This is a genomic window from [Brevibacterium] flavum, from assembly GCF_019317305.1.
Classification (GTDB): domain Bacteria; phylum Actinomycetota; class Actinomycetes; order Mycobacteriales; family Mycobacteriaceae; genus Corynebacterium; species Corynebacterium glutamicum.
Genome location: NZ_CP079240.1, coordinates 439,981 through 462,196 on the forward strand (window position 1 = coordinate 439,981; position 22,216 = coordinate 462,196).

Annotated in this window: 18 protein-coding genes and 4 pseudogenes; 18 read left to right on the forward strand and 4 right to left on the reverse strand. The window is 54.1% G+C overall.

Annotated elements, in window-relative coordinates:
• The first annotated feature begins 169 nt into the window (after nucleotides 1–169).
• From KW808_RS02090 to ybaK, 3 genes and pseudogenes are all read left to right on the forward strand, one after another.
• A complete protein-coding gene (locus tag KW808_RS02090) occupies nucleotides 170–1,480 on the forward strand; it encodes an ISL3-like element IS31831 family transposase (protein WP_034983522.1) in 1,311 nt (436 codons plus the stop codon).
• A 150-nt stretch (nucleotides 1,481–1,630) separates the two neighbouring features.
• Nucleotides 1,631–2,939, forward strand: a pseudogene (locus KW808_RS02095) (ISL3-like element IS31831 family transposase).
• 29 nt (nucleotides 2,940–2,968) lie between these two features.
• On the forward strand, nucleotides 2,969–3,469 hold the full coding sequence (gene ybaK / locus KW808_RS02100; protein ID WP_003859694.1) for a Cys-tRNA(Pro) deacylase: 501 nt from the start codon (nucleotides 2,969–2,971) through the stop codon (nucleotides 3,467–3,469).
• Between the two features lie 53 nt (nucleotides 3,470–3,522).
• On the opposite strand, the gene ramB is transcribed toward ybaK, so the two are convergent.
• Complete coding sequence (gene ramB, locus KW808_RS02105; RefSeq protein WP_499652482.1) at nucleotides 3,523–4,938, reverse strand: acetate metabolism transcriptional regulator RamB; 1,416 nt, start codon at nucleotides 4,936–4,938, stop codon at nucleotides 3,523–3,525.
• A 496-nt stretch (nucleotides 4,939–5,434) separates the two neighbouring features.
• On the opposite strand from ramB, the gene KW808_RS02110 reads away from it, so the two are divergent.
• The 7 genes and pseudogenes from KW808_RS02110 (at nucleotide 5,435) to KW808_RS02140 (ending at nucleotide 11,612) form a co-directional block, all read left to right on the forward strand.
• Entirely contained in the window at nucleotides 5,435–6,208 is a 774-nt protein-coding gene (locus KW808_RS02110) for a succinate dehydrogenase cytochrome b subunit (protein WP_003859707.1), read from the forward strand.
• Between the two features lie 16 nt (nucleotides 6,209–6,224).
• Nucleotides 6,225–8,246 (forward strand): fumarate reductase/succinate dehydrogenase flavoprotein subunit, encoded by a 2,022-nt coding sequence (locus tag KW808_RS02115; RefSeq protein WP_003859709.1) that lies wholly within the window; start codon nucleotides 6,225–6,227, stop codon nucleotides 8,244–8,246.
• Nucleotides 8,246–8,994 (forward strand): annotated as a pseudogene (locus tag KW808_RS02120) (succinate dehydrogenase/fumarate reductase iron-sulfur subunit). Before KW808_RS02115 ends, KW808_RS02120 begins: the two are co-directional and overlap by 1 nt.
• Nucleotides 8,995–9,052: 58 nt before the next feature.
• Nucleotides 9,053–9,382: a hypothetical protein gene (locus tag KW808_RS02125; RefSeq protein WP_003859712.1), complete on the forward strand. Its 330-nt coding sequence runs from the start codon at nucleotides 9,053–9,055 to the stop codon at nucleotides 9,380–9,382.
• Nucleotides 9,383–9,552: 170 nt separating this feature from the next.
• Entirely contained in the window at nucleotides 9,553–10,437 is an 885-nt protein-coding gene (locus tag KW808_RS02130; protein ID WP_003859713.1) for an ABC transporter substrate-binding protein, read from the forward strand.
• A 135-nt stretch (nucleotides 10,438–10,572) separates the two neighbouring features.
• Nucleotides 10,573–11,181, forward strand: coding sequence for a DUF433 domain-containing protein (locus tag KW808_RS02135; RefSeq protein ID WP_003859715.1), 609 nt, complete (start codon nucleotides 10,573–10,575; stop codon nucleotides 11,179–11,181).
• Nucleotides 11,181–11,612 carry a hypothetical protein gene (locus KW808_RS02140; protein WP_003859717.1) on the forward strand — a complete coding sequence of 144 codons (432 nt, stop codon included), beginning with the start codon at nucleotides 11,181–11,183 and terminating at the stop codon, nucleotides 11,610–11,612. Before KW808_RS02135 ends, KW808_RS02140 begins: the two co-directional genes overlap by 1 nt.
• 465 nt (nucleotides 11,613–12,077) lie before the next feature.
• Here KW808_RS02140 and KW808_RS02145 read toward each other — a convergent pair whose 3' ends face one another.
• Both KW808_RS02145 and KW808_RS02150 read right to left on the reverse strand, forming a co-directional pair.
• Nucleotides 12,078–12,395 (reverse strand): DNA glycosylase AlkZ-like family protein, encoded by a 318-nt coding sequence (locus KW808_RS02145; RefSeq protein WP_499652486.1) that lies wholly within the window; start codon nucleotides 12,393–12,395, stop codon nucleotides 12,078–12,080.
• A gap of 375 nt (nucleotides 12,396–12,770) precedes the next feature.
• Nucleotides 12,771–13,052: a hypothetical protein gene (locus KW808_RS02150; protein WP_499652489.1), complete on the reverse strand. Its 282-nt coding sequence runs from the start codon at nucleotides 13,050–13,052 to the stop codon at nucleotides 12,771–12,773.
• A gap of 71 nt (nucleotides 13,053–13,123) precedes the next feature.
• Here KW808_RS02150 and KW808_RS02155 point away from each other — a divergent pair.
• The 6 genes and pseudogenes from KW808_RS02155 to KW808_RS02180 all read left to right on the forward strand — a co-directional run bounded on the left by KW808_RS02155 (nucleotide 13,124) and on the right by KW808_RS02180 (nucleotide 19,274).
• Nucleotides 13,124–14,427: pseudogene (locus KW808_RS02155) on the forward strand (DUF445 domain-containing protein).
• A gap of 15 nt (nucleotides 14,428–14,442) precedes the next feature.
• Complete coding sequence (locus KW808_RS02160; RefSeq protein ID WP_003859724.1) at nucleotides 14,443–14,865, forward strand: CGLAU_01105 family protein; 423 nt, start codon at nucleotides 14,443–14,445, stop codon at nucleotides 14,863–14,865.
• Between the two features lie 19 nt (nucleotides 14,866–14,884).
• Nucleotides 14,885–15,190 carry a DUF2516 family protein gene (locus KW808_RS02165; RefSeq protein WP_003859726.1) on the forward strand — a complete coding sequence of 102 codons (306 nt, stop codon included), beginning with the start codon at nucleotides 14,885–14,887 and terminating at the stop codon, nucleotides 15,188–15,190.
• A gap of 154 nt (nucleotides 15,191–15,344) precedes the next feature.
• On the forward strand, nucleotides 15,345–15,998 hold the full coding sequence (locus tag KW808_RS02170; protein WP_003859728.1) for a TetR/AcrR family transcriptional regulator: 654 nt from the start codon (nucleotides 15,345–15,347) through the stop codon (nucleotides 15,996–15,998).
• Nucleotides 15,995–17,644, forward strand: a complete 1,650-nt coding sequence (locus tag KW808_RS02175; protein ID WP_003859734.1) for an MDR family MFS transporter — start codon at nucleotides 15,995–15,997, stop codon at nucleotides 17,642–17,644. Before KW808_RS02170 ends, KW808_RS02175 begins: the two co-directional genes overlap by 4 nt.
• A pseudogene (locus KW808_RS02180) lies at nucleotides 17,644–19,274 on the forward strand (MDR family MFS transporter). The gene KW808_RS02175 and the pseudogene KW808_RS02180 overlap by 1 nt, the downstream one beginning before the upstream one ends.
• Nucleotides 19,275–19,346: 72 nt before the next feature.
• Here KW808_RS02180 and purU read toward each other — a convergent pair.
• Complete coding sequence (gene purU, locus KW808_RS02185) at nucleotides 19,347–20,258, reverse strand: formyltetrahydrofolate deformylase (RefSeq protein ID WP_499652493.1); 912 nt, start codon at nucleotides 20,256–20,258, stop codon at nucleotides 19,347–19,349.
• 60 nt (nucleotides 20,259–20,318) lie between these two features.
• Between purU and deoC the strand changes: the two genes are divergently transcribed.
• A complete protein-coding gene (deoC, locus tag KW808_RS02190) occupies nucleotides 20,319–20,987 on the forward strand; it encodes a deoxyribose-phosphate aldolase (protein ID WP_170844354.1) in 669 nt (222 codons plus the stop codon).
• A gap of 477 nt (nucleotides 20,988–21,464) precedes the next feature.
• On the forward strand, nucleotides 21,465–22,172 hold the full coding sequence (locus KW808_RS02195; protein ID WP_499652495.1) for a hypothetical protein: 708 nt from the start codon (nucleotides 21,465–21,467) through the stop codon (nucleotides 22,170–22,172).
• The last annotated feature ends 44 nt before the right edge of the window (nucleotides 22,173–22,216 follow it).

The window sequence follows — 22,216 nt, forward strand, 5'->3', positions numbered from 1 at the left end:
AGACACAATGTGGGAGGCGGTTTTTGTATGCAGCTAAAATGGCCCTTCCGGTTTTGGGGTACATCACAGAACCTGGGCTAGCGGTGTAGACCCGAAAATAAACGAGCCTTTTGTCAGGGTTAAGGTTTAGGTATCTAAGCTAACCAAACACCAACAAAAGGCTCTACCCATGAAGTCTACCGGCAACATCATCGCTGACACCATCTGCCGCACTGCGGAACTAGGACTCACCATCACCGGCGCTTCCGATGCAGGTGATTACACCCTGATCGAAGCAGACGCACTCGACTACACCTCCACCTGCCCAGAATGCTCCCAACCTGGGGTGTTTCGTCATCACACCCACCGGATGCTCATTGATTTACCCATCGTCGGGTTTCCCACCAAACTGTTTATCCGTCTACCTCGCTACCGCTGCACCAACCCCACATGTAAGCAAAAGTATTTCCAAGCAGAACTAAGCTGCGCTGACCACGGTAAAAAGGTCACCCACCGGGTCACCCGCTGGATTTTACAACGCCTTGCTATTGACCGGATGAGTGTTCACGCAACCGCGAAAGCACTTGGGCTAGGGTGGGATTTAACCTGCCAACTAGCCCTCGATATGTGCCGTGAGCTGGTCTATAACGATCCTCACCATCTTGATGGAGTGTATGTCATTGGGGTGGATGAGCATAAGTGGTCACATAATAGGGCTAAGCATGGTGATGGGTTTGTCACCGTGATTGTCGATATGACCGGGCATCGGTATGACTCACGGTGTCCTGCCCGGTTATTAGATGTCGTCCCAGGTCGTAGTGCTGATGCTTTACGGTCCTGGCTTGGTTCCCGCGGTGAACAGTTCCGCAATCAGATACGTATCGTGTCTATGGATGGGTTCCAAGGCTACGCCACAGCAAGTAAAGAACTCATTCCTTCTGCTCGTCGCGTGATGGATCCATTCCATGTTGTGCGGCTTGCTGGTGACAAGCTCACCGCCTGCCGGCAACGCCTCCAGCGGGAGAAATACCAGCGTCGTGGTTTAAGCCAGGATCCGTTGTATAAAAACCGGAAGACCTTGTTGACCACGCACAAGTGGTTGAGTCCTCGTCAGCAAGAAAGCTTGGAGCAGTTGTGGGCGTATGACAAAGACTACGGGGTGTTAAAGCTTGCGTGGCTTGCGTATCAGGCGATTATTGATTGTTATCAGATGGGTAATAAGCGTGAAGCGAAGAAGAAAATGCGGACCATTATTGATCAGCTTCGGGTGTTGAAGGGGCCGAATAAGGAACTCGCGCAGTTGGGTCGTAGTTTGTTTAAACGACTTGGTGATGTGTTGGCGTATTTCGATGTTGGTGTCTCCAACGGTCCGGTCGAAGCGATCAACGGACGGTTGGAGCATTTGCGTGGGATTGCTCTAGGTTTCCGTAATTTGAACCACTACATTCTGCGGTGCCTTATCCATTCAGGGCAGTTGGTCCATAAGATCAATGCACTCTAAAACAGGAAGAGCCGCTAAAATGGCCCTTCCGGTTTTGGGGTACATCACAGAACCTGGGCTAGCGGTGTAGACCCGAAAATAAACGAGCCTTTTGTCAGGGTTAAGGTTTAGGTATCTAAGCTAACCAAACACCAACAAAAGGCTCTACCCATGAAGTCTACCGGCAACATCATCGCTGACACCATCTGCCGCACTGCGGAACTAGGACTCACCATCACCGGCGCTTCCGATGCAGGTGATTACACCCTGATCGAAGCAGACGCACTCGACTACACCTCCACCTGCCCAGAATGCTCCCAACCTGGGGTGTTTCGTCATCACACCCACCGGATGCTCATTGATTTACCCATCGTCGGGTTTCCCACCAAACTGTTTATCCGTCTACCTCGCTACCGCTGCACCAACCCCACATGTAAGCAAAAGTATTTCCAAGCAGAACTAAGCTGCGCTGACCACGGTAAAGGTCACCCACCGGGTCACCCGCTGGATTTTACAACGCCTTGCTATTGACCGGATGAGTGTTCACGCAACCGCGAAAGCACTTGGGCTAGGGTGGGATTTAACCTGCCAACTAGCCCTCGATATGTGCCGTGAGCTGGTCTATAACGATCCTCACCATCTTGATGGAGTGTATGTCATTGGGGTGGATGAGCATAAGTGGTCACATAATAGGGCTAAGCATGGTGATGGGTTTGTCACCGTGATTGTCGATATGACCGGGCATCGGTATGACTCACGGTGTCCTGCCCGGTTATTAGATGTCGTCCCAGGTCGTAGTGCTGATGCTTTACGGTCCTGGCTTGGCTCCCGCGGTGAACAGTTCCGCAATCAGATACGGATCGTGTCCATGGATGGATTCCAAGGCTACGCCACAGCAAGTAAAGAACTCATTCCTTCTGCTCGTCGCGTGATGGATCCATTCCATGTTGTGCGGCTTGCTGGTGACAAGCTCACCGCCTGCCGGCAACGCCTCCAGCGGGAGAAATACCAGCGTCGTGGTTTAAGCCAGGATCCGTTGTATAAAAACCGGAAGACCTTGTTGACCACGCACAAGTGGTTGAGTCCTCGTCAGCAAGAAAGCTTGGAGCAGTTGTGGGCGTATGACAAAGACTACGGGGTGTTAAAGCTTGCGTGGCTTGCGTATCAGGCGATTATTGATTGTTATCAGATGGGTAATAAGCGTGAAGCGAAGAAGAAAATGCGGACCATTATTGATCAGCTTCGGGTGTTGAAGGGGCCGAATAAGGAACTCGCGCAGTTGGGTCGTAGTTTGTTTAAACGACTTGGTGATGTGTTGGCGTATTTCGATGTTGGTGTCTCCAACGGTCCGGTCGAAGCGATCAACGGACGGTTGGAGCATTTGCGTGGGATTGCTCTAGGTTTCCGTAATTTGAACCACTACATTCTGCGGTGCCTTATCCATTCAGGGCAGTTGGTCCATAAGATCAATGCACTCTAAAACAGGAAGAGCCGCTAAAATCTGGTTTTATGGCCAAGAAAGTTGATACCTCGAACGCTACTCCTGCGCTTGCTCTGCTTACGGAGAAACAGATTCCATTTGAGTTGGATGTTCATGATGTGGATCCGAAATCATCAAAGGGTTTTGCTTTGGATGCTTCCGAAGTGATGGGTGTGGAGCCGGAAGTGGTGTTTAAGACGCTGATGGCGGATATCGACGGAGAACATGTCGTAGCGATTGTTCCGGCTAGCAGCACGCTGAATCTTAAACAGCTGGCTAAGGCTGGAAAAGGTAAGCACGCCAACATGATGGACCGTAGCCGCGCACAGGTCGTTACTGGTTATGTCCCGGGTGGAATCTCACCAATCGGGCAGAAGAATAAGCATCGTGTGTTTTTGGATGAGTCTGCAATTCTCCAGGAGCGAATCTATGTCAGCGCAGGGCGACGCGGGTGGTCCCTGATTATCGCCCCGGATGATGTTCTTCTGGCTACCGATGGTGTTTACGCGGATATTGCCGATCATTCATAAAAGGTAAAACCCACCCCCGCAGGGGTGCGTCGACAAGCACTCCCGCCGACCAGCTAGTAAGGCGCAATCGTGGATTCGTGCGCGTCGATGTTGATGCGACCGTGGACGGATGGGAAGGCGCGCTGCGCGCAGTTCTCGCGGGTGCACACCCGGCAGCCGGACCCGATCGGGGTGGCGGTGGAGAGGTCCTGGAGGTTGAAACCGCGGGAGTACACGGTGCGGTCGGCGTGGCGGGCCTCGCAACCAAGGCCGATGGCGAACATTTTGTCCACTTCGCCGAACCGGGCTTCGTGGTGTCGCACGGTGCGTGAGATCCACAGGTAGTTGCGTCCGTCGGGCATTTGCGCGAATTGGCGGAGCACTTGGCCGGGGTTGGTGAAGGTTTCAAACACGTTCCACAGGGGGCAGGTGCCGCCGTAGTGGGTGAAGTGGAAGCCGGTGGCGGATTGGCGTTTGGACATGTTGCCGGCGCGGTCGACACGCACGAAGGTAAACGGGATGCCGCGCAGGTTGGGTCGTTGCAGGGTGGACAGGCGGTGGGCGGTGGTTTCATAGCCGACGCCGAAGAGTTGGCCTAGGTACTCGATGTCGTAGCCGGATTTCTCTGCTTCGGAGTGGAAGATTTTGTAGGGCAGCATCACGGCGGCGAAGTAGGAGGCCACGCGGATAGCTAGAGTGCGGGCTTCGGGGGTGGACCAGATGCCGTCATCCACAATGCCTTCGATGAGGTCGTTGGCCTCGAGGTAGCCGAGTTCGGTGGCCATGCGGAAGGCGCGTTGTCCGGGGTTGAGGCGCGCGTGGATTGTCAGCAGGCGGGTTTCGGGGTCGAAATGGTGCAGCGTCCCGGATTCCTCTTTGGAGGAGGTGATGGTGACATCGTGATCCATTTGTAGGCGGCGGGCGATCGAATCTTCCATGGCGCGGGAATCGTACGGCTGCCAGCCCAGTTGCGCGGCTATAGCTTCGGCGCGGTCGAGCGCATCGAAGTAGTTTTGGCGGGCGTAAATGAAATCGCGCACCTCTTCGTGCGGCATGCTCACGGCCTCCGCGATGGGGCGGCGTTCCTCAGGCGTATTGGTGCGATTATCCACTGCGATGGAGAACTTATCGCGCACGTTTCGGTAACGCTGGTGCATTTCCACCATCGCGCGCGCTAGTTGGGGGTGGTTGTACACCATCTCCGAAAGCTCTTGCAGCTCCACGTTCGCAGGATTGATCTCCCGGTCCAGCATGACGTCTTGGACCTCGGCGAGCAGGCGGGAGTCATCGTCGCGGGAGAAAAACGTTGCGTCTACGCCGAACGCCTCGGTGATGCGCAATAACACCGGTACGGTGAGCGGGCGTACGTCGTGCTCAATCTGATTTACATAACTGGCAGATAAGCCAAGGGTTGCTGCCAAGGATGCCTGGCTCAGGTCTCTTTCGCGGCGCAGTTGGCGCAGCCTGGACCCCACATATGTCTTTCCCATGGCGCAACTATAGCGTGATCACCATCACCTTAACCACTCTTGGCATTGAGGTGTTGCAAAGTTGTTGATTTTCGCTTTTCGACGCAGCCCGCCGCCATCGGGTGCCCGGCGTGGTCAGGCCACATGCGCCCCGGGAACTTTTTGGGCACCTACGGTGCAACAGTTGCGAAAATTGTGTCACCTGCGCAAAGCCTTGCTTCTATTCGGGAAATTCGGGTGTCTAAACTTTTTGGTTGATACCAAACGGGGTTAGAAACAGTTCAAACCGGAACCTTGTGAGGAAGCTCACCTTGGATTTAGAATGTTGAAAAAGCCTCACGTTTCCGCAGGTAGAGCACACTCAATTAAATGAGCGTCAAACGACAATAAAGTAAGGCTACCCTAATAAGTGGGGTTTTATGCCTCTAAACAGTCAGTTGGAGGCGGTAGGGGAGCGTTCCATGACTGGTTAATGCCTCGATCTGGCACGTACAGTAACAACGACACTGGAGGTGCCATGACTGTTAGAAATCCCGACCGTGAGGCAATCCGTCACGGAAAAATTACGACGGAGGCGCTGCGTGAGCGTCCCGCATACCCGACCTGGGCAATGAAGCTGACCATGGCCATCACTGGCCTAATCTTCGGTGGCTTCGTTCTTGTTCATATGATCGGAAACCTGAAAATCTTCATGCCGGACTACGCGGCCGATTCTGCGCATCCGGGTGAAGCACAAGTAGATGTCTACGGCGAGTTCCTGCGTGAGATCGGATCCCCGATCCTCCCACACGGCTCAGTCCTCTGGATCCTACGTATTATCCTGCTGGTCGCATTGGTTCTGCACATCTACTGTGCATTCGCATTGACCGGCCGTTCTCACCAGTCCCGCGGAAAGTTCCGCCGTACCAACCTCGTTGGCGGCTTCAACTCCTTCGCGACCCGCTCCATGCTGGTGACCGGAATCGTTCTCCTTGCGTTCATTATCTTCCACATCCTCGACCTGACCATGGGTGTTGCTCCAGCAGCCCCAACCTCATTCGAGCACGGCGAAGTATACGCAAACATGGTGGCTTCCTTTAGCCGCTGGCCTGTAGCAATTTGGTACATCATTGCCAACTTGGTTCTGTTCGTCCACCTGTCACACGGCATCTGGCTTGCAGTCTCTGACCTGGGAATCACCGGACGTCGCTGGAGGGCAATCCTCCTCGCAGTTGCGTACATCGTTCCTGCACTGGTCCTGATCGGCAACATCACCATTCCGTTCGCCATCGCTGTTGGCTGGATTGCGTAAAGGTTAGGAAGAATTTATGAGCACTCACTCTGAAACCACCCGCCCAGAGTTCATCCACCCAGTCTCCGTCCTCCCAGAGGTCTCAGCTGGTACGGTCCTTGACGCTGCAGAGCCAGCAGGCGTTCCCACCAAAGACATGTGGGAATACCAAAAAGACCACATGAACCTGGTCTCCCCACTGAACCGACGCAAGTTCCGCGTCCTCGTCGTTGGCACCGGCCTGTCCGGTGGCGCTGCAGCAGCAGCCCTCGGCGAACTCGGATACGACGTCAAGGCGTTCACCTACCACGACGCACCTCGCCGTGCGCACTCCATTGCTGCACAGGGTGGCGTTAACTCCGCCCGCGGCAAGAAGGTAGACAACGACGGCGCATACCGCCACGTCAAGGACACCGTCAAGGGCGGCGACTACCGTGGCCGCGAGTCCGACTGCTGGCGTCTCGCCGTCGAGTCCGTCCGCGTCATCGACCACATGAACGCCATCGGTGCACCATTCGCCCGCGAATACGGTGGCGCCTTGGCAACCCGTTCCTTCGGTGGTGTGCAGGTCTCCCGTACCTACTACACCCGTGGACAAACCGGACAGCAGCTGCAGCTCTCCACCGCATCCGCACTACAGCGCCAGATTCACCTCGGCTCCGTAGAGATCTTCACCCATAACGAAATGGTTGACGTCATTGTCACCGAACGTAATGGTGAAAAGCGCTGCGAAGGCCTGATCATGCGCAACCTGATCACCGGCGAGCTCACCGCACACACCGGCCATGCCGTTATCCTGGCAACCGGTGGCTACGGCAACGTGTACCACATGTCCACCCTGGCCAAGAACTCCAACGCCTCGGCCATCATGCGTGCATACGAAGCCGGCGCATACTTCGCGTCCCCATCGTTCATCCAGTTCCACCCAACCGGCCTACCTGTGAACTCCACCTGGCAGTCCAAGACCATTCTGATGTCCGAGTCGCTGCGTAACGACGGCCGCATCTGGTCCCCTAAGGTTAAGGGGGATGATCGCGATCCGAACACCATCCCTGAGGATGAGCGCGACTACTTCCTGGAGCGCCGCTACCCAGCATTCGGTAACCTCGTCCCACGTGACGTTGCTTCCCGTGCGATCTCCCAGCAGATCAACGCTGGTCTCGGTGTTGGACCTCTGAACAACGCTGCATACCTGGACTTCCGCGACGCCACCGAGCGCCTCGGACAGGACACCATCCGCGAGCGTTACTCCAACCTCTTCACCATGTACGAAGAGGCAATTGGTGAGGACCCATACTCCAGCCCAATGCGTATTGCACCGACCTGCCACTTCACCATGGGTGGCCTCTGGACTGACTTCAACGAAATGACGTCACTCCCAGGTCTGTTCTGCGCAGGCGAAGCATCCTGGACCTACCACGGTGCAAACCGTCTGGGCGCAAACTCCCTGCTTTCCGCTTCTGTCGATGGCTGGTTCACCCTGCCATTCACCATCCCTAACTACCTCGGCCCATTGCTTGGCGCCGAGCGTCTGTCAGAGGATGCACCAGAAGCACAGGCGGCGATTGCGCGTGCACAGGCCCGCATTGACCGCCTCATGGGCAACCGCCCAGAGTGGGTCGGTGACAACGTTCACGGTCCTGAGTACTACCACCGCCAGCTGGGCGACATCCTGTACTTCTCTTGTGGCGTTTCTCGAAACGTAAAGGACCTCCAGGACGGTATCGACAAGATCCGTGCGCTCCGCGAGGACTTCTGGGCAAACATGCGCATCACCGGCAGCACCGATGAGATGAACCAGGTTCTCGAATACGCAGCACGCGTAGCCGACTACATCGACCTCGGTGAACTCATGTGCGTCGACGCCCTCGACCGCGACGAGTCCTGTGGTGCACACTTCCGCGACGACCACCTCTCCGAAGATGGCGAAGCAGAACGTGACGACGAAAACTGGTGCTTCGTCTCCGCATGGGAACCAGGCGAGAACGGAACCTTCGTCCGCCACGCAGAACCACTGTTCTTCGAATCCGTCCCACTGCAGACAAGGAACTACAAGTAATGAAACTTACACTTGAGATCTGGCGTCAAGCAGGCCCAACTGCGGAAGGCAAGTTCGAAACCGTCCAGGTTGACGACGCCGTCGCGCAGATGTCCATCCTGGAGCTGCTTGACCACGTAAACAACAAGTTCATCGAAGAAGGCAAAGAACCATTCGCGTTCGCCTCTGACTGCCGCGAAGGTATCTGCGGTACTTGTGGCCTCCTCGTGAATGGCCGCCCTCACGGCGCTGACCAGAATAAGCCTGCCTGCGCGCAGCGCTTGGTCAGCTACAACGAAGGCGACACCCTCAAGATCGAACCACTGCGTTCCATGCATACCCAGTGATCAAGGACATGGTCGTCGACCGCTCCGCACTGGACCGCGTCATGGAACAGGGTGGCTACGTAACGATCAACGCAGGTACCGCACCTGACGCTGATACCCTCCACGTCAACCACGAAACTGCAGAACTCGCACTTGACCACGCAGCCTGCATCGGCTGTGGTGCATGTGTCGCTGCCTGCCCTAACGGAGCAGCACACCTGTTCACCGGCGCAAAGCTTGTTCACCTCTCCCTCCTCCCACTGGGTAAGGAAGAGCGCGGACTGCGTGCACGTAAGATGGTTGATGAAATGGAAACCAACTTCGGACACTGCTCCCTCTACGGCGAGTGCGCAGACGTCTGTCCCGCAGGCATTCCACTGACCGCTGTGGCAGCTGTCACCAAGGAACGTGCGCGTGCAGCTTTCCGAGGCAAAGACGACTAGTCTTTAATCCAAGTAAGTACCGGTTCAGACAGTTAAACCAGAAAGACGAGTGAACACCATGTCCTCCGCGAAAAAGAAACCCGCACCGGAGCGTATGCACTACATCAAGGGCTATGTACCTGTGGCGTATAGCTCTCCACACTCATCCCTCGAGCGCAGCGCAACCTGGTTGGGCATGGGATTCCTCCTCACTGCTCTGGCAGGCGTTGGCACAGTCCTCTTCGCAGTCGGCGCAAACAGCGTTGGCCAGCAGCAGGAACACTGGGTCCTCTACAGCATCATCGGTGTTGTATTCGCCGTTGTCTGCACAGTTTTGGGCACCGTCCTGATCATCAAGGGCCGAGCACCTTACAACCGTTACGTCAAGGAAACCGGCCGTACGCAGTAGTTTCTGTATGCAGGTTCTTTGACTAGCACCTCCAACAACACCCTTTCTTCCATTTATGTGGGGGAGAGGGTGTTGTTTTGTTTTTGCTTGGAGTTCCCTGGGTTTGTATAGCTTAGCCTGTCCTAATATATCTACCGTGGGTAGATAATTTGATCGAATTGGAAGGCTATATGAAAAAGTATGCAGTCGCGGCCCTCGCGCTACTCACCCTGGCGGGATGTTCTACTAGTGAAGAGGTGGCGGCTTCTTCTGACTCGGCTCCGCAGAGGATTGTGATTGCCCAAGCCAACTTCCTCGATCTCGCCCTCGCACTCGACCTCGAACCAGTCGGAACCACCTACTGGGGCGGAGCCGGAGGAGTGCAGGATTATTTGCTATCTTCCGCTCCTGCTTCGATGGAAGCAGTCGGCAACGATGACGAACCCAACTTCGAAACCGTCGCCAAACTCCAACCCGACCTCATCATCGGCGACGAAGAAATCGAAACCAACCTCGCCAAATACGAAGCCATCGCACCCGTCTCCATCATCAAATCCGTCGACGAAAACGGATCCAACAGCTGGCGCGACCAATTCACCGCCCTCGCAGAACTCACCGGCACCCAAGAAAAAGCAGCCGCAGTGATTGAAGATGCTGACAAATCCGTAGCTTCACTGGACTCGAAGATTACGTCGCCCGGTGAGAAGACTATGCTGCTCCGCATCCGCGAAGAACAAGTCCGCCAATACCTCCCCGACAGCTTCGTCGGCGCCGGCGTCCCCCAACGCCTCCAAAACATCACCCTCGTCGAATCCATCGTCCCCTCCGAAAACGGCCAATGGTCAGTCATTCCACCCGAAAACATCGGACTTCTCGACGCCGACCGCATCATCGCCTTCATCGACAGCCCCCAAGCCCTCGAAAACGCTGAAAGCAACCCACTGTGGAGCCAACTCCCCGCAGTCAAAAACGGCCAACTCTGCACCACGGAAAACCTCACCCCATGGATCCTCACCGGACCAGCAGCTGCTGAGATTGTGACCTCTGACCTCGAGGCATGTTTCGCTGCGTCGTAGTTTGTGTTGATGTTTGGTGGAAAGTCGACCTTGCAGAAGGAAGTTTGACAATATAGGATACGCAAGTTCGAAGTCTAGGTAGAATAGCTCGTACAAACTAGTAATTCTAAACTTTTAAATGAGGAGGTGACAGGGATGTCCTTCGACCTTGAAATGACCCAATTCCTCACTGGTGTTACTGAACATCAATTGCGGCTGTGGTCGAAGAAGGAGATCCTTGTCCCCGAAATCAGTGCATCGCGTCCTATGCTTTATTCTTTTCGCGATATTGTCGCCCTAAGAATCATTGCAAAGTTTCGTGCTGAAGTATCTTTGCAAAGAATTTCTAGCGTGTTGCGTAACTTGGAAGAAAACGAGTTCACGGAACATTTATCCGAATATCGCTTTGCCTTTGATGGGAAATCTATCAGAGTCAAAGATGGAGATAACTGGATGGATATTGATAAGCAGTCCGGACAGTGGGAATTCATTAGCTTTGAAGACGTATACCGTTCCTTTAGTAATTTTAGAGGGAAAACGGTGCCTAACCTTCTATCACCAGCACCTGGAATTGAAGTGGATGCCGGAACGCTTGGAGGTACTCCTCGGGTTAAGGGATCTAGAATCCCCACTGATGTTGTCACAGATCTTCTTCGAGACCCTGAAACCACGGAGGATGAAATCCAGGAGTTCTATCCCAATCTGAACAAAACTGATTTGAAGAATGTCGGGAAATTTGATTCAGCCGTATATGGTGCGGCCTAATGAATTTCTTGCTCGATGAGAATTTTCCAGCGAACTCTATCGGGTATTTGCGCCCGATGTACCAAGGGCATTCCTTCGATCGTGTTGTAGACGGTAATTATCAGTCAGGAATTGATGATCTCACTTTGTTTGCTGAGGCTCAAAAGCAAGGTGTCAATGTTCTAATTACAGGTGATATTAGACAGATCATGGGTCAAGACCGATTGGATGAACGCGCAGCTTGCAGAGCTGCGGGGATTCATTGGCTTGGAATACCGCAGGTGCTAAGAGCTAAAGGGAAAGAAAGAAAATGGGCTCAGATTAACTCTCTGTTGGCTAATCTTCGATATGCAGTGAAGCATTTTGAATCTGCATCAGAGCCAACAGCTATATTGTTGCAACCTGGATCTTTTAAGCTCCAGGCCGAGAAAGATTTTCCACAGCCCCTGTAGTTAGTTCTTCTGTGTGAGGCTCTTCCTCTATTCCGCAGCTTTGATTAGTCTCAGGGAGGAAGACTTTAGGGATCAACAATGCTTCCCACATTGGAATTTCTGAGCTCGTTCGGGCAGTGGAATCCGGGAGTCGATTAGTATCGCCAAGCAGGGGAAAGAAGTTGTGCAGTTGTTACCTGCACAAGAGACACAACGGCTTCGGAAGAGCAAAACGACCTTATGGATGCGGTCCTAATTCTCTCTCGAATGCTTAACGACACCGGCGATCGAATGGAATTACAAGAAGTAATAGATCGCCTTGGCTTTGATGTTTCCGAACTTGAATCCGAAATTTAAGGGTTTCACCGGAGGTTGGCGTCGATAAGCAAAAATCTTTGCCCGTATTTGGCTGCCAAACGTGCGTGAAAAGGCGATCGCAGCTTCACTTGTATCACTCAGGGTGATACAAGTGAAGCTTTTAAAGAACTAAACCGGCAGCGCCTCGCCGTGAATAACTTTGAATGGTTTGAATACACCGTTTTTGCCCGGGCCGATGCTGAACAGGTGCTCGGGATCCATGACGTGGCTGCGGTCGGTGTAGGAAAGTAGGTATTCGTCAAAGGCGGGGAGGGTTAGTTCCAGGGCGAGGGCGTCGTTGATTTCTGTTTCTGTGACGTCCTCTGCCCAGGTGGGGATCCACATTTCTTCGCCGTTGGGTCCCTGAACTGCGGTGATTGAACCTTCGGCGGAGACAGCGGCGATGCCTTTCTTGACGTCGCGGACCGTGAGGCCGGTCCACCACACGAGGTCTTTGTGGGTGGCGGCCGCGGGAATTGAAGTACCGGCGGGTAATTTCTGTGAGGGCTTCGTCGCCGCTAAGTGCTAGGGAAAGGGGGCAGATGGAATCGAGAAGCACAAAGGAATCTTCCGTTCCGATGGGCGGGCCTTGTACGATGTCACCTTCGCCACCGAAATGCCGGAGTAAATGTTGGCCTCTGTGCTCGCCGGGGTCAACGTCTACGGATCGGAAAATTTCGTAGGCCTGGGTTCTGGATACGGGGGATTTTTCGGCGGCGGTTGTTAGTGCGTCGCGGGCGCGCTGGACTGCGGCGCTATCAAGCGAAAGGCTGGAGCGGCGCTTGGCTGAAGCAGCCAGGATGCGTGGGGAACATAGTAGTGTCATCCAGCGGACGTCTTCGGCGGCAAGTATTTGGTGGGTGCGCGCTGCGTCCAGCTGCGGATGAGCAGAGACTGTTCGAGCGCGGTGGCGGCGTCGGCGTTTTCGGCACGTGTATCCAGCGCGACCAGGGCGGATCCACGGAGTTGAGCCTGGCTGGCGAGCATGTGTTTTGCCACGTCGACGGCATTGCGCTCGGACTTAAAATTCAACGCCGCAGACGGTGCAAGCAGCTGTGAAATGAGGCGTAGGGCGCGGACGCGTCCTAGAGAAAGTGCAGGCATAACCCCTAAAATACCCTGATCTTCCCCCGTGTCCTGCCCCCGTGTCCACCCCTGCGTACATAATAGGACGCATGGGAAAACATGAGGTTGCTCAGCAGACGGTTCCGGGTCCTTCGCCGGAAATGGAAGCGCAGCGGCGTAAGGAGTTGCGCAAGCACAAGGCCATTGCCACTGGCCTGTTGATTTTTGCTGCCGCTGTATATTTTCTTTGCCGTTTCGTGGAGACCCGTCCGGGTGAAACTGCAGCGTGGGTAGGTTTTGTGCGCGCTGCGGCAGAGGCCGGAATGATCGGCGGGTTGGCCGACTGGTTCGCGGTCACCGCGCTGTTCCGCCATCCATTGTGGCTGCCTATTCCGCACACTGCGATTATCCCGCGCAAGAAAGACCAGTTAGGTGAGGCCTTAAGCGGGTTTGTGGGGGATAACTTCCTAAATGCCCAGCTCATTACGGAAAAAGTCTCTCAGGCGCAGATTCCAGAGCGCGCCGGGGAGTGGCTCGCCCAGCCGGAAAACGGGGAGAAAGTTTCGCGCGAAGTCGGCAAATTGACCGCTAATATTGTGCGCGCAATCGATCCGGCAGATGCTGAAGCGGTGATTAAATCTGCGGTGATCGACAAGCTTGCGGAACCCACCTGGGGCCCACCAGCTGGGCGGTTGCTGGAACAACTTCTCGCCGAAGGCAAAGCCGAACCAGTTGTCCAGGAACTTGCGCAGTGGCTGCACAAAAAGGCGTTGGGCTCCGAGCCGCTGATTGATCGCCTGCTCAACGAGCGCCGTCCGATCTGGGCGCCTAAATTCACTGCGCAGCTGGTCAGCGGCAAAGTCTATGACGAGGTCATAAAATTCACCGAAGCCGTCGCTGCCGATCCTAACCACGAGGCCCGCAAATCGCTGCGCCGATTCCTTAATAAATTGGCGCAAGACCTGCAGCATGACCCAGGCATGATCATCAAAGTCGAAGAAATCAAACGCGACATCATGGGCTCCGGCGCCATCGCGCAAGCGCGCCAACCATCTGGGCGTCAGCCTCCGAGTCGCTCATTGAATCCGCAGAAGATGAGTCATCAATTCTGCGTCGCAAAATCTCCGAAGCAGCTACCAGCTGGGGTCAAAGATTGCTTGACGACGCCACCCTCCGGCATTCACTCGACACCCGGATTACCGGCGCCGCTGCTTTCCTCGCCGACAATTACGCCCCCGAAGTCACCGGCATTATCTCCGAAACCATTGAACGATGGGACGCTGAAGAAGCTTCAGAGAAAATCGAACTCATGGTGGGCAAAGACCTCCAATACATCCGCCTTAATGGCACAATTGTAGGTGCATTAGCAGGACTGGCCATTTACGCTATTTCCCATATCCTCTTCGGAGCTTAACTAGGAGTAACCATCATGTCCGATGCAAAAGACGATTCCATCTTGTCCAAATGGAGCAATGCAGCTTCCGAGCTCAGCGGTGCCGTCAGTGGAGTAGCGAAGAAGCTCCGTGAAGAACTCTCTGAGAAGGAAACCTTCAGCAAGCTTAAAACCGAAGCCAGCGAAGCCGCCGATCAAGCAAAGTCCGGCTCCTACCTAGATGCCGGTAAGGAATTCGCCCGCGACGCCGGATCCATCATCAAAGATGCAGCCAAAACCGTCAAAGGTGCCGTCAGTGATTCCGATAAAAACGACGTGAAATCCGCCTTCGGTGACGCCGTGGAAGCTTCCCGCGACAAGTTCGATGACACCCTAGAAAAGCGCAAGGCTAAGAAGGATTCCCCAGAACCAGGCGATGACGATATCATCGATGGAGAAGTAATTCCTCCGCAGAATTAAGAAAGTCGGTTTTCCTCCAATGGATTTCGCCCAGCTCTTCCAAGTGACCAACTACGTAATTTGGGGAATCTTTGGACTTATTGGCATCTTTGGCTTCATTGGTGCCTTCCTGGCGGCCACCACGCGTGAAGATGCCTTTGAGGTAGCGGATCGCCAAAAGAAGATGGTCTGGGTAGCAATCCTTATCGCTTCTGGATTTGTTCTCGCCGCATTCGGCCCCGAAATTCCAATTCTTCCATGGGTTGCGATCATCATGATTGGCCTCTACTGGTTCGATGTGCGCCCCCAGATCAAGAGCATCCTTGAAGGTGCCGGTGGCTGGTAAAAGCTCCCTGAACTGCGAAAATTCCCCTACATCCCGTAGGGGAATTTTTTGGCCCATGTGCGGTTGTGTCCTAAGTCATTGATGTCACCTAACACCCCTAAGTTCACTCGGTGCAATATTGCACTGAGTGCAAGTTTGCACTAGGTTTACTTCAGTGGATATTGAAGAGCAGCCCTCGTTAAGAGAAACCAAGCGCCAAAAGACCCTGGAAGCGATAGAAGATAACGCAACCAGACTCATCTTGGAGCGTGGCTTCGACAATGTCACAATCGAAGACATCTGCGCAGAAGCAGGGATATCCAAGCGCACATTCTTTAACTACGTGGAGTCCAAAGAGTCTGTGGCCATCGGGCACACAGCCAAGCTCCCAACGGATGAAGAACGTGAAGCATTCCTGGCGAAGCGACATGAAAATATTATCGATACGGTGTTTGACCTGGTAATCAACCTCTTTGGCAACCACGACAATTCCAAGTCTGGAGTTGCAGGCGACATTATGCGTCGACGCAAAGAGATCCGGGTGAAGCATCCAGAACTGGCAGTGCAACATTTCGCCAGGTTCCACCAAGCACGCGAAGGGCTAGAACACCTAATTGTTGAGTACTTCGAAAAATGGCCAGGCTCCCAACATCTAGATGAGCCTGCAGATCGAGAAGCAATTGCCATCGTTGGCCTGCTGATCTCGGTCATGCTTCAAGGTTCTCGTGAATGGCATGACATGCCACAAGGCACGCAAGCTGATTTCCAAGCCTGCTGTCGCAAAGCAATTAAAAATACTTTTCTTCTTAGAGGTGGATTTTCAGAATGACATCACAGGTCAAACCGGACGACGAACGTCCGGTAACAACAATTTCAAAAAGTGGTGCACCTTCGGCCCACACCTCAGCACCATATGGTGCAGCAGCAACTGAAGAAGCTGTCGAGGAAAAAACCAAAGGTCGCGTTGGATTTATCATCGCAGCCCTCATGTTGGCGATGCTTCTTAGCTCCTTGGGTCAGACCATTTTCGGTTCTGCCCTGCCAACGATTGTTGGTGAGCTTGGCGGCGTTAACCACATGACCTGGGTGATTACCGCCTTCCTCTTGGGCCAGACCATTTCATTGCCTATTTTCGGCAAGTTGGGTGACCAGTTTGGTCGCAAATACCTCTTCATGTTTGCCATCGCACTGTTCGTGGTGGGTTCCATCATCGGGGCTTTGGCTCAGAACATGACCACCTTGATTGTGGCTCGTGCACTGCAGGGTATCGCCGGTGGTGGCTTGATGATTCTGTCTCAGGCAATTACCGCTGATGTCACCACCGCCCGTGAGCGCGCAAAGTACATGGGCATCATGGGTTCCGTTTTCGGACTGTCCTCCATCCTTGGCCCATTGCTTGGCGGCTGGTTCACTGACGGTCCAGGCTGGCGTTGGGGTCTGTGGTTGAACGTTCCAATCGGCATCATCGCACTGGTTGCTATCGCTGTGCTGCTGAAACTTCCAGCTCGTGAACGTGGCAAGGTCTCCGTTGACTGGTTGGGCAGCATCTTCATGGCTATCGCCACCACCGCATTTGTCCTCGCAGTGACCTGGGGTGGCAATGAATATGAGTGGGCATCACCAATGATCATCGGTTTGTTCATCACGACATTGGTCGCTGCGATAGTGTTCGTTTTCGTCGAAAAGCGTGCTGTTGACCCACTGGTCCCCATGGGCCTTTTCTCGAACCGCAACTTCGTGCTCACCGCCGTCGCCGGTATCGGCGTAGGCCTGTTCATGATGGGCACCATCGCGTACATGCCTACCTACCTGCAGATGGTGCATGGGCTGAACCCAACGCAAGCTGGTCTGATGCTGATCCCAATGATGATCGGCCTCATCGGAACCTCCACCGTAGTGGGCAACATCGTATCCAAGACCGGTAAATACAAGTGGTACCCATTCATCGGCATGCTCATCATGGTCCTTGCCCTAGTACTGCTATCGACGCTGACGCCATCGGCAAGCTTGGCTCTCATTGGCCTGTACTTCTTCGTCTTCGGATTCGGCCTGGGCTGTGCAATGCAGATTTTGGTTCTCATCGTGCAGAACTCCTTCCCAATCACCATGGTTGGCACCGCGACCGGTTCCAACAACTTCTTCCGCCAAATCGGTGGAGCAGTAGGTTCCGCACTGATCGGTGGCCTGTTTATCTCCAACCTGTCCGACCGATTCACAGAAAACGTGCCAGCTGCAGTCGCCTCCATGGGCGAAGAAGGCGCACAATACGCCTCAGCAATGTCCGATTTCTCCGGTGCATCCAACCTCACTCCACACCTTGTTGAATCACTTCCACAAGCACTCCGCGAAGCAATTCAACTTTCTTACAACGACGCCCTGACACCAATCTTCTTGGCGCTCACCCCGATCGCAGTAGTCGCCGCGATCCTCCTCTTTTTCATCCGTGAAGATCACCTCAAGGAAACGCACGAATAATGACACACGAAACTTCCGTCCCCGGACCTGCCGACGCGCAGGTCGCAGGAGATACGAAGCTGCGCAAAGGCGCGCGAAGAAGGAAAAACTCCTTCATCAATGACGCCTGAACAACAAAAGAAAGTCTGGTGGGTCCTCAGCGCGCTGATGGTCGCCATGATGATGGCCTCCCTTGACCAGATGATTTTCGGCACAGCCCTGCCAACAATCGTCGGTGAACTCGGCGGCGTTGACCACATGATGTGGGTCATCACCGCATACCTACTTGCCGAAACCATCATGCTGCCGATCTACGGAAAGCTCGGCGACCTCGTTGGACGTAAAGGTCTCTTCATCGGAGCCCTCGGCATCTTCCTGATCGGCTCCGTCATTGGCGGATTGGCAGGAAATATGACCTGGTTGATCGTCGGCCGCCGTACAGGGCATCGGTGGCGGTGGACTGATGATCCTCTCGCAGGCAATCATTGCTGACGTTGTTCCAGCACGTGAACGTGGCCGCTATATGGGTGTCATGGGTGGTGTCTTCGGGCTCTCCGCAGTTCTTGGCCCACTACTCGGTGGTTGGTTCACCGAAGGACCAGGCTGGCGCTGGGCATTCTGGATGAACATCCCACTGGGAATCATCGCCATCGGTGTCGCCATCTACTTCCTGGACATTCCAAAGAAGAGCGTCAAGTTCCGCTGGGATTACCTGGGCACTTTCTTCATGATCGTTGCCGCAACCAGCCTGATCCTGTTCACCACCTGGGGTGGATCCCAGTACGAGTGGTCTGATCCAATCATCATTGGACTGATCATCACCACCATCGTTGCCGCTGCACTGCTGGTTGTTGTGGAACTGCGCGCAGAAGATCCATTGGTTCCAATGTCCTTCTTCCAAAACCGCAACTTCACGCTCACCACCATTGCAGGCCTGATCCTGGGTATCGCAATGTTCGGCATCATCGGCTACCTTCCGACCTACCTCCAGATGGTCCATGGAATCAACGCCACCGAAGCCGGCTACATGCTGATCCCAATGATGGTCGGCATGATGGGAACCTCCATCTGGACTGGTATCCGCATCTCCAACACAGGAAAGTACAAACTCTTCCCGCCAATCGGCATGATCGTAACCTTCGTGGCACTGATCTTCTTCGCCCGAATGGAAGTGTCCACCACCCTGTGGCAGATCGGAATCTACCTCTTCGTCCTCGGTGTTGGCCTGGGTCTTGCCATGCAGGTTCTGGTCCTGATCGTTCAGAACACCCTGCCAACCGCAGTAGTTGGATCTGCAACCGCTGTGAACAACTTCTTCCGCCAAATCGGTTCCTCACTCGGATCCGCGCTGGTCGGTGGCATGTTTGTTGGAAACTTGGGAAACCTCATGGAAGAAAGAATGCCAGCAGCCATGGCAGAACTTTCACCAGAAGAACAAGCCGCCATGGCAGCCCAAGGCGGACTGGACTCCAACGAGCTGACCCCGGCAATCGTTAACCAACTGCCAACCGTGCTTCACGACGCATTCGCTGGCTCCTACAACGACGCACTCATCCCAGTGTTCTACGTGATGATGCCACTGATCGGCATCGCGCTGCTTCTCCTGCTGTTTATCAAGCAAGAAAAACTACGCGAAACCACCACAGACTAAACACAAAACAAATGAGACCTACCCTCGGGTAGGTCTCATTTGTTTAGGGTCGCGTCGAAAAGCAAAAAAGCCTTAATCAAAGACAACCGTGCGGTTACCGTAAACCAGCACCCGGTCCTCCAAGTGGAAACGCAAACCGCGAGCCAGCACCTGCTTCTCCGCATCACGGCCCAGACGCTGCATCTCAGACGGCGTATCCTTATGCGTCACACGAATAACATCCTGCTCAATGATCGGACCATCATCCAGATCCCCAGTCGCATAATGGCAGGTCGCACCAATCAACTTCACACCACGGCTATACGCCTGATGATACGGGCGCGCACCCATAAACGACGGCAAGAAACTGTGATGAATATTCAACACACGACCAGCCCACATCTCACACAAATCCGGCAAAATCTGCATAAAACGAGCCAAAACAATCGCATCCGGATCATAACCATTCACAATCTCCGCGACCTGGTCAAACGCCTTCCGCTTACCAACCGCATCCTTAGGGAACGGCACATGGAAAAACGGAACATTATGGTTCTCCGCAATATAACGCAAGTTCTCATGGTTACCCACAACCGCAACAACTTCCATCGGATAATCATTCTCAGCCACACGACCTAACAAATCGTGCAAGCAGTGGCCCTCCTTCGACACCAACAACACAGCCTTCTTCACCTGCGCAGTGTCAGTGAAACTCCACTTAGCCCTCGGGCCGAACTCCTCCGCAAGCGGAGCGAACTCCTCCCGCAACTGCTCAATCGTGGTATCAATCGACTCAGCGCGAATCGCCTGACGAGTAAAGAACCAATTCGAATCAGGATCTGTGAAATATCCAGCCTCAGTAATCCAACCCCCACGCTCAGCTAGGAACGACGACAACTTCGCCACAATTCCAGTGGAGTCAGGGCAGCCAAAAGTGAGCACAAACTGACGCTCTTCAGGCGCAGTGCTCGGACGATTACGAACTTCAGGAGAACTCGGGGTCATTCGTCGCATTCTACCCTGGAAATTTTCCCACACTAAGTCAGGTCTAAGTAGGGTATGGATATGATGATTTCCCGCTCCACCATGGCCCAAATCCTTGACTACACCCTCCTCGGACCAGAAGTAACCAACTCCGAACTGGCCGCATTTATAGATTCCGCAATTGAGCTGGGAGTCGGCACGATTTGTGTCCCCAACAGCATGGTCAACTTAACTGCAAAAGCCCAAGAAGCTGGAATTCGAGTAGCCACCGTCGCAGGATTCCCGCACGGCAAAACCCCCGCGTTGGTGAAAGCCGCCGAAGCTCGCCTTGCCGTACAGTCCGGAGCTTCCGAAGTGGATGTTGTTTTGGATATTGCGGTAGTGAAAGAAGGAGATGCCAATAGGTTGCTGCAGGAAATTGTGGCAATCAGGGAGGCTGTTCCATCTCCTGTGGTGCTGAAATTCATCCTCGAGACGGCTGTGGTGAGTGATGATGCAATTGTGACTGCAGTGAATGCGTTGATTGCTGCTGGTGCTGACTTCGCTAAAACTTCCACGGGATTCCACCCAGCGGGAGGGGCAACTGTTGAGGCTGTTCGGGTGATGGCTTCGGCTTCTCGGGGAAGGGTTGGAATTAAGGCTGCCGGTGGGGTGAACACTTGGGAAGATGCGGTGGCTTTTGTTGAAGCAGGGGCTACTCGCATTGGAACTTCTAATGCGGGAGCCATTTTGGAGGGTGCGCCGGAGTAGTTTGGCGTTCTAATCGGGACTGATGGGTAATTGAGGGCGGTTGAGAGGGCTCGAAGTTCGATTCGGGGGTTAGGCTTCGGGGCAATGCAAAAATCCACCACAACCTGCAGGAATGTTGAGATCTGTGGTGGATTTTCCCGCTTTAGAGGCCCTGGGATGCAAAAATCAGACCGATTCTGCTGCGGAGGCTGCTCGTTGTGGTGAGTAGTTGATCAGGGAACTCACAGACTCCTGGGGTGGGGTGAAAGGGGCTGAAAAATAGCCTTGTATGCAAAATATTTGATGCTTTGTGTGCCGTTTTAAGAGCTTGAAGGCGAGGAACTGACACTAGAGCTCATTTGGAGAATTGGGTGCCTTAAACGGGAGGGAACCGAATCGGCGGAATCACAGTCTAACTTAAGCATGAAGCCAATTAGATTTGAAGATGTCCAGCATGAAATGAATAGAAGACAGTTCTCTGCAAAGTACACAAGAGTAGTGGGAACGTTTTGGATTAAGAAGGAATATGCGGAAAATCCGGTTGTGGTGGCAGATGCGCTATTGCGGAGATTTCCCAACGGTGTAATCAGGGGATTCACCGCACTGATTGTGAGAGGATACTCCCTGTTGGATGAACCTCGAACGGCGGAAATTAGCGTCCCGAGGGGAGCGAGCCATGTGACTGTCCTTTTGGGAAAAGTCGTGCGCCACAAAATGCCAGAGGTGCATGTGGTGAAGGGGAGGCGCTGCGTGAGTGTTGCCCAGGCGCTGTTAGATGAGTTTCCCGCGATGGTTCTGGAACAGCAGGTGGCATTGGTAGACCATTTGGTGAGGCAGAATGAGGATCTGTACAAGCAGCTGCAGCAGGTGAAAGCGCTAAAAGAAGTGATGCGGCTGGCGAATCCGATGGCGGAGTCGAGGCCGGAATCGATGCTCAGGGTGAGGCTTCGTCGTGAGGGGATTTGGGGGTTTGAGCCGCAGATTCCGGTGGAGTGTGATGGGGTGACGAGGTTTGTGGATTTGGGAAACCCGAAGCTTCGGATAGCGCTCGAGTATCAGGGGGCTGTGCATTTTGAGGATGCGGAGAAGAGGTCGCAGGATAGTCGGCGGGTGAATGAGTTGAGGGCTGCGGGGTGGGTGGTGATAGAAGTAACCTGGCCTGATCTTGCGGATCAGGCCAGGTGGGGAGGTTGCTTACTGAGTTAAGGAAGCAGATCGGGCGGGCAGAGGAGGAAAGGAAAATGAGGAGG